The sequence below is a fragment of the Pseudomonas sp. KnCO4 genome (assembly GCF_045344305.1).
GTDB lineage: Bacteria > Pseudomonadota > Gammaproteobacteria > Pseudomonadales > Pseudomonadaceae > Aquipseudomonas > Aquipseudomonas anuradhapurensis.
Map to the genome: position 1 here is coordinate 3,420,068 of NZ_CP174199.1, position 13,336 is coordinate 3,433,403.

A 13,336-nucleotide genomic window follows, 5' to 3' on the forward strand; every position below is an offset into this window, starting at 1 on the left:
TGACAAAGGCTTATGCTGTGTTTTTGCACAGGTGTGACAGCAAATGTAGCGGATGGTGCCTGTGCTTGGATGAATGTGTAGGAAATTGCCTTTTTCATCGCCTGTGCCGGCCATTTCGTGGCCATGCCCCTTACCACGAGCCGGGTGCAAACCGTGATGGCTGCTGGGTTCCTGTGGGAGCGGGCGCGCCCGCGAAGAAGCCAAAGAGATTGACCCTGCCTGCCACCCAAGCCATGCTGCCTGCTCCCCTCCCCCACCGCACGATAGACCATGCTCACCTGGCTGACCCGCGACTCGCTGACCTTCCCACCTCTGGAAAAAGCCCTGCACGAGCCCAACGGCCTGCTGGCCGCCGGCGGCGACCTGAGCCCCGAGCGCCTGGTGCAGGCTTATCGCCATGGCTGCTTCCCGTGGTACCAGGACGGCCAGCCGATCCTCTGGTGGTCGCCCGACCCGCGCACGGTGCTGTTCCCGGACCAGCTGCACGTATCACGGTCGCTGGCCAAGCTGCTGCGCCAGGGCCGCTACCAGGTCAGCTTCGACACCGACTTCGCCGCCGTGATCGCCGCCTGCGCCGCCCCCCGCGACTACGCCGATGGCACCTGGATCACCGACACCATGCGCGCTGCCTACTGTGAACTGCACCGGCGCGGCATCGCCCATTCGGTGGAAGTGCGCCAGGACGGTGAACTGGTCGGCGGCCTGTACGGCCTGGCCATGGGCCAGTTGTTCTTCGGCGAATCAATGTTCAGCCGTGCCGACAATGCCTCCAAGGTCGGCTTCGCGACCTTGGTCAACCACCTGCGCCAGGCCGGCTTCGTCCTCATCGATTGCCAGATGCCGACCAACCACCTGCACAGCCTGGGCGCCCAGGCCATCAGCCGCGCCGAGTTCGCCGGCTACCTGGCACGCCACCTCGACCAGCCCAACAGCGCCACCTGGGTTCCCTAGGCGAGTTCCCATAGCTGGCATACACTTAAAACAAAGTCTCACCGAGGGGGTTGATCATGACAGAGTTGGCGCGGTTGAAGTTCTATGCCACTCAACCCCACTCCTGCAGCTACCTGCCCGACGAACAGGCCACCACGCTGTTCCTCGACCCCAGCCAGCCGATGGACGTGCACGTGTACGCCGATTTGTCGGAGATGGGCTTTCGTCGCAGTGGCGACCACCTGTACCGCCCGCATTGCCAGAACTGCAATGCCTGCGTACCGGCACGCATTCCCGCGGCGCGCTTCATTCCCAACCGCCAGCAACGCCGCATCCTCAAGCGCAACGCCGACCTGACCGTGACCGCGGCACGCCCGGCGTTCAAGGAAGAGTACTTCGACCTGTACCGGCGCTATATCGAAACGCGCCATGCCGACGGGGACATGTACCCGCCCAGCCGCGACCAGTTTTCCACGTTTCTGGTACGCGACCTGCCGTTCTGCTGGTTCTACGAATTCCGCCTGGAAGGCCGCCTGATGGCAGTGGCCGTGTGCGACCTGCTGCCCAACGGCCTGTCGGCGGTGTACACCTTCTACGAGCCGGAAGAAGAACGCCGCAGCCTGGGCCGCTTCGCCATCCTCTGGCAGATCACCGAAGCCCTGCGCCAGGACCTGGAGGCGGTGTACCTGGGCTACTGGATCAAGAACTGCAAGAAAATGAACTACAAGACGCAATATCGGCCCATCGAACTGCTGATCAACCAACGCTGGGTCACCCTCAACTGAAAGGCATTGGCTTGACACACAATTTTCGGGCATAATCCACGCCACTTTTTTGCCCGGTGCGGTTATGCGTCGGGCCAACACTGGATCCGAGGGCTCTACTGCATGTCGAAAGAAGACAGCTTCGAAATGGAAGGTACTGTCGTCGACACCCTGCCCAACACCATGTTCCGCGTGGAGTTGGAAAACGGGCACGTCGTAACCGCGCACATCTCCGGAAAGATGCGCAAGAACTACATCCGTATTCTGACTGGCGACAAGGTCCGCGTCGAACTGACGCCGTACGACCTGAGCAAGGGCCGCATCACCTACCGTGCGCGCTAAGCTCAAGCCATGAAAAAGCCCGGCCATGTGCCGGGCTTTTTTGTGCCTATCGAAACCGCGTCGCGGCCATCGCGGCTGAAGCCGCTCCTACAGGCGAATCGCAACCTCCCGTAGGAGCGGCTTCAGCCGCGATAGGCCGCAAAGCGGCCCCAGCGGTTCAAGCCACCTCAGCCGTGGTCTCGAAGTCGAACACCAGTTCGCCATCGCGCAGGTCGACGTGCACCACGCCGCCATGCTCGGCCAGCTCGCCAAACAGGATCTCCTCGGCCAGTGGCCGCTTGATCTTGTCCTGGATCAGCCGCGCCATCGGCCGCGCGCCCATCTGCACATCGTAGCCCGAGGCCGCCAGCCAGCCGCGCGCGGCATCGCTGACTTCCAGCAGTACTCGCTTGTCTTCCAGCTGTGCCTGCAGTTCGATAAGGAACTTGTCGACGATGCTCTTGATCGTCTCGTGGCTCAGGCGGCCGAACTGGATGATGGTGTCCAGGCGGTTGCGGAACTCCGGCGTGAAGCTCTTGCGGATGACCTCCATGGCATCGGACGCGTGGTCCTGGTGAGTGAAGCCGATCGAGGCCCGCGCGGCCGTTTCGGCACCGGCGTTGGTGGTCATGATCAGGATCACGTTACGGAAGTCGGCCTTGCGCCCGTTGTTGTCGGTCAGGGTACCGTGGTCCATCACCTGCAGCAGCAGGTTGAAGACTTCCGGGTGGGCCTTCTCGATTTCGTCGAGCAGCAATACGCAGTGCGGTTGCTTGGTGATCGCCTCGGTCAGCAAACCACCCTGGTCGAAGCCAACATAACCGGGTGGTGCACCGATCAGGCGCGACACGGTGTGGCGCTCCATGTATTCGGACATGTCGAAGCGCACCAGCTCCACGCCCAGCGCCTTGGCCAGTTGCCGCGCCGCTTCGGTCTTGCCGACGCCGGTCGGGCCGGCGAACAGGAACGAACCGACCGGCTTGTCTGGCGACTTGAGGCCGGCACGCGACAGCTTGATGGCGGTGGCCAGCGAATCGATGGCCGCATCCTGGCCGAACACGGTCAGTTTCAGGTCGCGCTCGAGGTTGCGCAGCAGCTCCTTGTCGGAACTGGTGACGTGTTTTGGCGGAATCCGCGCGATCTTGGCGACGATGTCCTCGACCTGCGGCACGTCGATACGCTTGACCCGGTTGGCTTCCGGTTGCAGGCGCTGGTAGGCACCGGCTTCGTCGATGACGTCGATGGCCTTGTCCGGCATGTGCCGGTCATTGATATAGCGCGACGCCAGTTCGGCGGCGGCGCGCAGGGCTTCGTCGCTGTACTCGATGTTGTGGTGGCTTTCGAAGCGCCCTTTCAGGCCGCGCAGGATGCCCACGGTGTCTTCCACCGACGGCTCGCTGACATCGACCTTCTGGAAGCGCCGTGCCAGGGCGCGGTCCTTCTCGAAGATGCCGCGGAATTCCTGGAACGTGGTCGAGCCGATGCAGCGGATTTCGCCCGACGACAGCAGCGGCTTGAGCAGGTTGGACGCATCCATCACCCCGCCCGATGCCGCACCGGCACCGATGATGGTGTGGATCTCGTCGATGAACAGGATCGCCTGTGGGCGCTTGCGCAGCTCGCCGAGCAGCGCCTTGAAGCGCTTCTCGAAGTCGCCACGGTACTTGGTACCGGCCAGCAGCGCACCCAGGTCGAGGGAGTACACCACGCTCTGCGCTAGCAGGTCGGGCACCTGGCCATCGACGATACGCTTGGCCAGGCCTTCGGCGATGGCAGTCTTGCCCACGCCGGCTTCACCCACCAGCAGCGGGTTGTTCTTGCGCCGGCGCGCCAGGATCTGCGCCACGCGCTCCACTTCCTGCTCGCGACCGACCAGCGGGTCGATACGGCCGGCACGGGCCAGCTCGTTCAGGTTGCTGGCATAGGCATCCAGCGGGTTGCTCGAAGAAGCGCTATCGCCGCCTTCATCGTCCTGCATTTCCTGGTCGTTTTCGGCATGCGAACCATGGCCCGGCACCTTGGAGATGCCGTGGGCGATGTAGTTGACCACATCGATGCGGGCCACGCTCTGCTGCTTGAGCAGGAACACAGCCTGGCTTTCCTGTTCGCTGAAGATCGCTACCAGCACGTTGGCGCCGGTGACTTCACGCTTGCCAGAGCTTTGCACATGGAACACGGCACGCTGCAGCACGCGCTGGAAGCCCAGGGTCGGCTGGGTTTCGCGGTCTTCGTCGTTGACCGGAATCAGTGGGGTGGTGGAATCGATGAACTCTTGCAGGTCGTGCTTGAGCTTGTCGAGATTGGCGCCACAGGCGCGCAGAACGGTCGCGGCAGCCTCATTGTCAAGGAGTGCCAGCAGCAGATGCTCGACGGTCATGAACTCATGACGCTTCGAACGGGCCTCCTTGAAGGCAAGATTGAGGGTGACTTCGAGCTCGCGGTTTAACATAGCTTCACCTCATACCCAAGTGGTCGGCTTTTAACCGTCCTTCTCGATTTCACAGAGTAGCGGATGCTGGCTTTCCCTGGCGTATTGGTTGACCTGCATAGCCTTTGTTTCGGCGATGTCACGGGTAAACAATCCGCACACTGCCCGCCCTTCGGTATGGACGGTCAGCATGATCTTGGTCGCCAGCTCGCGGTTCAGATTGAAGAACGTCTCGAGCACTTCGACGACGAAATCCATCGGCGTGTAGTCATCGTTGAACAAAACCACCTTGTACATCGGTGGCGCCTGCAGGATCGGCTTGGCTTCCTGAACCGCAAGACCTGAGCCGTCGTCCTCATTCGATTGCGGGCGATCCTGATTGAATGTTAGTCGAATCTCACTAGGTGCATGCATGGAAAGAATTTCATCATGAGCGACAGGTTAAGGTTGTGGATTGACTGCAAAAGCCGCCACCGGAGCACGCGCCGCGTGACCTTGACTAACGGCAAAACGGTGTTACAAACAATAAGAACCCACCGTGGTCGATAAAGATCCGCGCAGTCAACCAGATTTTTCGCAAGGTTCGTATGCGGATGAAGTGGATGATACTCCAGTGATGGAGTCCTTTGCAGAGGGACATAGGGATGGCAAGCGGTAAAGTCAAGTGGTTCAACAATGCCAAGGGCTATGGGTTCATCAATGAAGAGGGCAAGAGCGAAGACTTGTTCGCTCATTTTTCGGCCATCCAGATGGACGGTTACAAGACCCTGAAGGCCGGCCAGGCGGTAAGTTTCGAGATCGTCCAGGGCCCCAAAGGCCTGCACGCAGTGAACATCAGCAGCAAAGCCCCCAGCCCCTCCGCCGCCAGCGCCCATTCCGCCGGCAGCCCTGCCGGCGCCTGAGTGCCGCGGCGCCTGTCGGCAGGCAAAAAACCGGCCGCCTCCTTACGGAAGCGGCCGGTTTTGCGTTGCCTCACATATGCTTGATCATTTCATCGCCAAAGCCTGAACTGCTGACCAGGGTGGCGCCCTCCATCAACCGCTCGAAGTCGTAGGTCACCGTCTTGGCGGCAATCGCGCCGTTGGTGCCCTTGATGATCAGGTCGGCCGCTTCGGTCCAGCCCATGTGCCGCAGCATCATTTCTGCCGAGAGGATCACCGACCCTGGGTTGACCTTGTCCTGCCCGGCATACTTGGGCGCGGTGCCATGGGTAGCCTCGAACATGGCCACCGTGTCGGACAGGTTGGCCCCCGGCGCGATACCGATGCCGCCCACCTCTGCCGCCAGGGCGTCGGACAGGTAGTCACCGTTGAGGTTGAGGGTGGCAATCACGTCGTACTCGGCCGGGCGCAACAGGATCTGCTGCAGCATGGCGTCGGCGATGGCGTCCTTGACGATGACCTCGCGGCCGCTCTTGGGGTTGCGGAACTTCATCCACGGGCCACCATCGAGCAATTCGGCACCGAACTCGTCACGCGCCACCTCGTAGCCCCAATCCTTGAAGGCGCCTTCGGTGAACTTCATGATGTTGCCCTTGTGCACCAGGGTCAGCGATTCGCGGTCATTGTCCACCACGTATTGCAAGGCCTTGCGCACCAGGCGCCTGGTCCCCTCGCGGGACACCGGCTTGACGCCGATACCGCAGTCCTGGTCGAAGCGGATCTTGGTGACGCCCATTTCCTCCTTGAGGAACTTGATCACCTTGTTCGCCTCGGGCGAACCGGCCTTCCACTCGATGCCGGCATAGATGTCCTCGGAGTTCTCGCGGAAGATCACCATATCGACGTCGCCAGGCTTCTTCACCGGGCTTGGCACGCCCTGGAACCACAGCACCGGGCGCAGGCACACGTACAGGTCGAGCTGCTGGCGCAAGGCTACGTTGAGCGAACGGATACCGCCACCCACCGGCGTGGTCAGCGGCCCCTTGATCGACACCACGTAATCACGCACGGCATCGAGGGTTTCCTGCGGCAACCAGGTGTCCTGGTCGTACACCTGGGTGGCCTTCTCGCCAGCGTACACCTCCATCCAGGCGATCTTGCGCTTGCCGCCGTAGGCCTTCTGCACGGCGGCGTCGACCACCTTGATCATGACCGGCGAGACATCCACGCCGATGCCATCGCCTTCGATATAGGGAATGATCGGGTTGTCAGGCACGTTGAGCGAATGGTCGGCATTGACGGTGATTTTGGCGCCGTCGGTCGGAACCTTGATTTTCTGGTATCCCATGCTTGCACTACTCCGCTGTCGGGTATGTGTGTTTGGTCATCTGCGATCCAATGAGACTAAACCACATCTGCCGAGGTGCAAGGCATGCGACAACCGACCACATTGCGGGTACGTCTTTGGTCTTATAAATGGGCCGATATCACTTGGCCTTGCTGATTAGCCCGAATGGTTTGGTATACTGCGCCGCGACCGAAGGGTCATCGGGGCGATCCCTTGGAAAAATGCGGACCGCCCTCGGCCATGAACGGCCACTAAGCCTGGGCTGTTACCGCAGTTCAGCACTTGACGCTCGACTGATGCATCCACCATCACCGCTCGCAGCCTCTCGACTTTCCGCTCATGGCGCTGCCAGGGCGATGCGCCTACCCTGCGCACCACGAGACTCGAGCACGCTCAGCACACAGAGAGTTAACCCGCATGCCCACCCGTTCCAAGATCATCTATACCTTCACCGACGAAGCCCCCGCCCTCGCCACCTACTCGCTGCTGCCGATCATCGAAGCCTTCACCGCTTCGGCTGACATCGCCGTCGAAACCCGCGACATCTCCCTGGCTGGCCGTATCCTCGCCGCCTTCCCGGAGCAACTGGGCGCAGAGAAGCAAGTAGGCGATCACCTGGCGGAACTGGGCCAGCTGGCTACCACCCCCGAAGCCAACATCATCAAGCTGCCGAACATCAGCGCCTCGGTACCGCAGCTGAAAGCCGCGATCAAGGAACTGCAAGCCAAGGGCTACAACATCCCTGACTATGCCGACGAGCCGGCCACCGCGGAAGAGAAAGAATCCCGCGCCCGCTACGACCGCATCAAGGGCTCCGCCGTGAACCCGGTCCTGCGCGAAGGCAACTCCGACCGCCGCGCACCGCTGTCGGTGAAGAACTACGCACGCAAGCACCCGCACAAGATGGGCGCCTGGGCTGCCGACTCCAAGTCGCACGTCGCCCACATGACCCAAGGCGACTTCTACGGCAGCGAAAAAGCCGCGCTGATCGAGGCCGACGACACCCTGCGCATCGAGCTGGTCGGTAAAGACGGCAGCACCACCGTGCTGAAGGAAAAGACCGCCGTCAAGGCAGCTGAAGTCATCGACTGCGCCACCATGAGCCGCAAGGCCCTGAAAGCCTTCATCGCCGAGCAGATCGCCGATGCCAAGGCCTCTGGCGTACTGCTGTCGGTGCACCTGAAAGCCACCATGATGAAGGTCTCCGACCCGATCATGTTCGGCGTCATCGTCGAAGAGTTCTACGGCGACGTGCTGGCCAAGCACGCCGCTGCCCTTGCCGAAGTAGGCTTCAACGCCAACAACGGCATCGGCGACCTGTACGCCCGCATCAAGGACCTGCCAGTCGAGAAGCAGGCCGAGATCGAAGCCGACATCCAGGCCCTGTACGCCCAGCGTCCGGCCCTGGCCATGGTCAACTCCGACAAGGGCATCACCAACCTGCACGTGCCGAGCGACGTCATCGTCGACGCCTCGATGCCGGCCATGATCCGTGACTCGGGCAAGATGTGGAACGCCGCCGGCGAACTGCAGGACGCCAAGGCAATCATCCCGGACCGCTGCTACGCCGGTATCTACCAGGCCACCATCGAAGACTGCAAGGCCAACGGTGCCTTCGACCCGACCACCATGGGCAGCGTGCCGAACGTTGGCCTGATGGCACAGAAGGCCGAAGAGTACGGCTCCCACGACAAGACCTTCCAGATCAAGGCCGACGGTGTTGTCCGCGTGGTCGACAGCAAAGGCAAGGTGGTCCTCGAGCAGAACGTCGAAGCCGGTGACATCTTCCGCATGTGCCAGGTCAAGGACGCCCCGATCCAGGACTGGGTCAAGCTGGCCGTCAACCGCGCCCGCCTGAGCAACACCCCGGCAGTGTTCTGGCTGGACCCGGCCCGCGCCCACGACGGCGTGATGATCGAGAAGGTGCAGAAGTACCTGAAGGACCACGACACCTCCGGCCTGGACATCCGCATCCTGGCCCCGGTCGACGCCATCAAGTTCTCCCTGGCCCGCATCCGCGAAGGCAAGGACACCATCTCGGTGACCGGCAACGTGCTGCGTGACTACCTGACCGACCTGTTCCCGATCATGGAACTGGGCACCAGCGCCAAGATGCTGTCGATCGTGCCGCTGATGAACGGCGGTGGCCTGTTCGAAACCGGCGCCGGCGGTTCGGCTCCGAAGCACGTGCAGCAGCTGGTGGAAGAGAACTTCCTGCGTTGGGACTCGCTGGGTGAATTCCTGGCCCTGGCCGCTTCCCTGGAGCACCTGGGCAACACCTACGACAACCCGCGCGCCAAAGTGCTGGCCAACACCCTGGACCAGGCTACCGGCAAGTTCCTCGACACCAACAAGTCGCCTTCGCGCAAGGTCGGTGGTATCGACAACCGTGGCAGCCACTTCTACCTGACCCTGTACTGGGCCCAGGCCCTGGCTGCGCAGACCGACGACGCTGCCCTGCAGGCGCGCTTCGCACCACTGGCCAAGACCCTGACCGAGAACGAGGAGACCATCGTCGCCGAGCTCAACGCCGTTCAGGGCAAGCCGGCCGACATCGGTGGCTACTACGCCCCGGATGCCGAGCTGACCGCCAAGGTGATGCGCCCAAGCCAGACCCTGAACAACGCCATTGCCGCCCTGTAAGGTTCGCTTGAAGTAACCGCACAAACCCCGGCCACGCACCGGGGTTTGTGCTTTCTGGATAAACGATTTCTGGCCGCCAGCGCGGACCCTGTGGGAGCGGGTTTACCCGCGAATGCGATGGCGAATCCACTGACGCATTCGCGGGTAAACCCGCTCCCACAAGGGCTGTGCAGGCCTCTAAGGAGCTGTTCATGACCTGGCAACCCCACATCACCGTCGCCACCATCGTCGAACACGAAGGCAAGTTCCTCTTCGTCGAAGAGTTCAAAGCCAACCAGCACGTCTTCAACCAACCCGCCGGCCACCTCGAAGCCAACGAAACCTTGCCCCAGGCCGCCCTGCGCGAAACCCTGGAAGAAACCGCCTGGGAAGTCGAGCTGACCGGGGTGGTCGGCATCTACCTGTACACCGCGCCCAGCAACGGCGTGACCTACCAGCGCATCTGCTTCGCCGCCCGCCCCGTGCGCCACCACGCCGACCTGGCCCTGGACAGCGACATCGTCCGCGCCGTATGGCTGACCCGCGAGCAACTGCTGGCCGACCCGGCCCGCTGGCGCAGCGAACTGGTACCACGCTGCCTCGACGACTACCTCAAGGGCCCACTGCACAGCCTTGACCTGCTGCGCGACTGACGTGGCGCCGCAGGTTTGATAGAATCGGCGCTTTTCCCCCCTGATACACACCGGTAACCATGACCAGCCCAGCACTCAAAGACCCCGCCAAGACCCGCGTCATCGTCGGCATGTCCGGCGGCGTGGACTCTTCCGTCTCCGCCCTTCTGCTCATGGAGCAGGGCTACCAGGTGGAAGGGCTGTTCATGAAGAACTGGGAAGAAGACGACGGCACCGAATACTGCACTGCCCGTGAAGACCTGGCCGACGCCCAGGCCGTGTGCGACCGTATTGGCATCAAGCTGCACACTGCCAACTTCGCCGCCGAATACTGGGACAACGTGTTCGAGCACTTCCTCGAGGAATACAAGGCTGGCCGCACGCCCAACCCGGACATCCTCTGCAACCGCGAAATCAAGTTCAAGGCGTTCCTCGACTACGCCCTGTCGCTGGGTGCCGACCTGATCGCCACCGGCCACTATGTGCGCCGCCGCGACACCGGCGAACGCACCGAACTGCTCAAGGGCCTGGACCCGAACAAGGACCAGAGCTACTTCCTGCACGCCGTCGGCGGCAAGGAAATCGCCCGTACCCTGTTCCCGGTCGGCGAACTGGAAAAACCCGAAGTGCGCGCCATCGCCGAAAAGCACGGCCTGGCCACCGCCAAGAAAAAAGATTCCACCGGCATCTGCTTCATCGGCGAGCGCCGTTTCAGCGACTTCCTCAAGCAGTACCTGCCAGCCCAGCCGGGCAACATCGAAACCACTGATGGCGAGGTGATCGGCCGCCACCACGGCCTGATGTACCACACCATCGGCCAGCGCCAGGGCCTGGGTATCGGCGGCCTGAAGGATGCTGGCGACGAGCCGTGGTACGTGCTGCACAAGGACCTGGCGCGCAACGTGCTGGTGGTTGGCCAGGGCAACGACCACCCCTGGCTGTTCTCGCGGGCCCTGCTGGCCTCGGAGATCTTCTGGGTCAACCCCATCGACCTCGCCAGCCCACGCCAGCTCACCGCCAAGGTTCGCTACCGCCAGGGCGACCAGCGCTGCACCCTGGAGCGCAGCGCAAGCGGTTACCGCGCCGTGTTCGACGAACCGCAGCGCGCCGTCACGCCCGGCCAGTCGGTGGTGTTCTACGATGGCGAGGTGTGCCTGGGTGGTGGCGTGATCGAGACCGCCGAGCCGTGGAGCCCGCGCGCATGAGCAACCTGCAGGAGCAGCTGATCGCGCTGGGTGGCGTGTTCCAGGCCGCGGTGCTGGTGGACCGCATCGCCCGCACCGGCCAGGCCAGCGAGGCCAACATCGGTTGCATGCTGGGCAGCCTGCTGGTACGTGACCCCAAGGACACCCTGGAGGTGTTCGGCGGCGACGACCTCAACCTGCGCGACGGCTACCGTGCGCTGGTTGGCGCCCTGGAACGCGACCCCAGCAGCCTGCAGCGCGAGCCGCTGCGCTATGCCCTGTCGATACTCGGCCTGGAGCGCCAGTTGAACAAACGCGCCGACCTGCTCGACACCATCGGCAACCGCCTGCCGCAAATCCAAGCCCAGGCCGAGCACTTCGGCCTGGTTCACGAAAACGTCATCGCTTCCAGCGGAGCCTTGTACCAGGACACCCTGAGCACCTTGCGCCAGCGTATCCAGGTGCATGGCGACATGCGCTTCCTGCAGCAGGCCAGCAACGCCTCGAAGATCCGCGCCCTGCTGCTCGCCGGTATCCGCGCCGCCCGCCTGTGGCGCCAGCTGGGCGGCCACCGCTGGCAACTGGTGTTCAGCCGGCGCAAGTTGCTCAACGAACTGTACGACATGATGCGTTCGCCCTCCTGACAGGCGACACCAAACCCTGTGGGAGCGGGTTCACCCGCGAATGCGATGTTGGCCTCACTGCCGCATTCGCGGGTAAACCCGCTCCCACAGGGATCGCATCAAGCACTTTTGTACGGCCGACCTTTGGTCAGCCACCCGACTCGGGCGCATTTTTCATGTATGATATGCGCCCTTCCAAAAGCCTGACTGTCCGAGAACACCCCATGCAGCTCTCTTCGCTCACTGCGGTTTCCCCTGTAGACGGCCGTTATGCCGGCAAAACCCAGGCCTTGCGCCCCATTTTCAGCGAATTCGGCCTGATCCGTTTCCGCGCCCTGGTCGAAGTGCGCTGGCTGCAGCGCCTGGCCGCCCACCCGCAGATCGGCGAAGTGCCGGCGTTCTCCGCCGAAGCCAACGCCCTGCTGGACAGCCTGGCCACCGATTTCAAGCTTGAGCACGCCGAACGCGTCAAGGAAATCGAGCGCACCACCAACCACGACGTCAAGGCGATCGAATATCTCCTCAAGGAGCAGGCCGCCAAGCTGCCTGAGTTGGCCAAGGTAAGCGAGTTCATTCACTTCGCCTGCACCAGCGAGGACATCAACAACCTGTCCCACGCCCTGATGCTGCGTGCCGGCCGCGACGACGTGCTGCTGCCGCTGATGCGCCAGATCGCCGACGCCATCCGCGCCCTCGCCCACGCCCATGCCGACGTGCCGATGCTGTCGCGTACCCACGGCCAGCCGGCATCGCCGACCACCCTGGGCAAAGAGCTGGCCAACGTGGTGTACCGCCTGGAGCGCCAGATCGCCCAGGTTGCCGCCGTGCCGCTGCTGGGCAAGATCAACGGTGCCGTGGGCAACTACAACGCCCACCTGTCGGCCTACTCGCAGATCGACTGGGAGCAGAACGCCCGCGCCTTCATCGAAGACGAACTGGGCCTGCAGTTCAACCCGTACACCACCCAGATCGAGCCACACGACTACATCGCCGAGCTGTTCGACGCCATCGCCCGCTTCAACACCATCCTGATCGACTTCGACCGTGACGTGTGGGGCTATATCTCGCTGGGCTACTTCAAGCAGAAGACCGTCGCCGGCGAAATCGGCTCGTCGACCATGCCGCACAAGGTCAACCCGATCGACTTCGAAAACTCCGAAGGCAACCTGGGCATCGCCAACGCGCTGTTCCAGCACCTGGCCAGCAAGCTGCCGATCTCGCGCTGGCAGCGTGACCTGACCGACTCCACCGTGCTGCGCAACCTGGGCGTGGGCTTTGCCCACAGCGTCATCGCCTACGAAGCCAGCCTGAAAGGCATCGGCAAGCTGGAAGTCAACGAAGCCCGCATCGCCGCCGACCTGGACGCCTGCTGGGAAGTGCTGGCCGAGCCGATCCAGACCGTAATGCGCCGTTTCAACATCGAAAACCCCTACGAGAAGCTCAAGGAGCTGACCCGTGGCAAGGGCATTACCCCGGAAGCGCTGCTGACCTTCATCGACGGCCTGGACATGCCCGCCGAAGCCAAGGCCGAGCTCAAGCAGCTGACCCCGGCTACCTACATCGGCAACGCGGCAGCGCAGGCCAAACGCATCTAAGCTGACCG

Annotated in this window: 12 protein-coding genes; 9 read left to right on the top strand and 3 right to left on the bottom strand. The window is 62.8% G+C overall.

Features of this window, described 5'->3' with window-relative positions; all coding sequences use genetic code 11:
- Nucleotides 1-270 precede the first annotated feature (270 nt).
- The 3 genes from aat to infA all read left to right on the top strand — a co-directional run bounded on the left by aat (nucleotide 271) and on the right by infA (nucleotide 2,036).
- Nucleotides 271-951 (top strand): leucyl/phenylalanyl-tRNA--protein transferase, encoded by a 681-nt coding sequence (gene aat, locus ACJA3S_RS16165; RefSeq protein ID WP_406819252.1) that lies wholly within the window; start codon nucleotides 271-273, stop codon nucleotides 949-951.
- A gap of 56 nt (nucleotides 952-1,007) precedes the next feature.
- The gene (locus ACJA3S_RS16170) at nucleotides 1,008-1,715 is read left to right on the top strand and encodes an arginyltransferase (protein ID WP_170030562.1); all 708 of its coding nucleotides are present in this window, start codon (nucleotides 1,008-1,010) and stop codon (nucleotides 1,713-1,715) included.
- A 102-nt stretch (nucleotides 1,716-1,817) separates the two neighbouring features.
- A complete protein-coding gene (gene infA / locus ACJA3S_RS16175) occupies nucleotides 1,818-2,036 on the top strand; it encodes a translation initiation factor IF-1 (protein WP_002553999.1) in 219 nt (72 codons plus the stop codon).
- 157 nt (nucleotides 2,037-2,193) lie between these two features.
- Here the strand turns inward: infA and clpA are convergent, their stop codons facing one another.
- Together clpA and clpS are read right to left on the bottom strand one after the other, a co-directional pair.
- Nucleotides 2,194-4,464, bottom strand: a complete 2,271-nt coding sequence (gene clpA, locus ACJA3S_RS16180; protein WP_406819253.1) for an ATP-dependent Clp protease ATP-binding subunit ClpA — start codon at nucleotides 4,462-4,464, stop codon at nucleotides 2,194-2,196.
- A gap of 30 nt (nucleotides 4,465-4,494) precedes the next feature.
- Entirely contained in the window at nucleotides 4,495-4,857 is a 363-nt protein-coding gene (gene clpS / locus ACJA3S_RS16185) for an ATP-dependent Clp protease adapter ClpS (RefSeq protein ID WP_013973290.1), read from the bottom strand.
- A gap of 230 nt (nucleotides 4,858-5,087) precedes the next feature.
- Here clpS and cspD point away from each other — a divergent pair, with 230 nt between their 5' ends.
- Complete coding sequence (gene cspD / locus ACJA3S_RS16190) at nucleotides 5,088-5,345, top strand: cold shock domain-containing protein CspD (RefSeq protein ID WP_406819254.1); 258 nt, start codon at nucleotides 5,088-5,090, stop codon at nucleotides 5,343-5,345.
- Between the two features lie 70 nt (nucleotides 5,346-5,415).
- On the opposite strand, the gene icd is transcribed toward cspD, so the two are convergent.
- Nucleotides 5,416-6,672: an NADP-dependent isocitrate dehydrogenase gene (gene icd / locus ACJA3S_RS16195; protein ID WP_170030568.1), complete on the bottom strand. Its 1,257-nt coding sequence runs from the start codon at nucleotides 6,670-6,672 to the stop codon at nucleotides 5,416-5,418.
- A 417-nt stretch (nucleotides 6,673-7,089) separates the two neighbouring features.
- On the opposite strand from icd, the gene ACJA3S_RS16200 reads away from it, so the two are divergent.
- The 5 genes from ACJA3S_RS16200 to purB all read left to right on the top strand — a co-directional run bounded on the left by ACJA3S_RS16200 (nucleotide 7,090) and on the right by purB (nucleotide 13,328).
- Nucleotides 7,090-9,315 (top strand): NADP-dependent isocitrate dehydrogenase, encoded by a 2,226-nt coding sequence (locus tag ACJA3S_RS16200; protein WP_406819255.1) that lies wholly within the window; start codon nucleotides 7,090-7,092, stop codon nucleotides 9,313-9,315.
- A gap of 191 nt (nucleotides 9,316-9,506) precedes the next feature.
- A complete protein-coding gene (locus ACJA3S_RS16205) occupies nucleotides 9,507-9,947 on the top strand; it encodes an NUDIX hydrolase (RefSeq protein ID WP_406819256.1) in 441 nt (146 codons plus the stop codon).
- A gap of 59 nt (nucleotides 9,948-10,006) precedes the next feature.
- Nucleotides 10,007-11,131: a tRNA 2-thiouridine(34) synthase MnmA gene (mnmA, locus tag ACJA3S_RS16210; RefSeq protein WP_170030574.1), complete on the top strand. Its 1,125-nt coding sequence runs from the start codon at nucleotides 10,007-10,009 to the stop codon at nucleotides 11,129-11,131.
- The gene (gene hflD, locus ACJA3S_RS16215; protein WP_406819257.1) at nucleotides 11,128-11,754 is read left to right on the top strand and encodes a high frequency lysogenization protein HflD; all 627 of its coding nucleotides are present in this window, start codon (nucleotides 11,128-11,130) and stop codon (nucleotides 11,752-11,754) included. Before mnmA ends, hflD begins: the two co-directional genes overlap by 4 nt.
- Before the next feature lie 203 nt (nucleotides 11,755-11,957).
- A complete protein-coding gene (purB, locus tag ACJA3S_RS16220; RefSeq protein WP_170030578.1) occupies nucleotides 11,958-13,328 on the top strand; it encodes an adenylosuccinate lyase in 1,371 nt (456 codons plus the stop codon).
- Nucleotides 13,329-13,336: the final 8 nt, after the last annotated feature.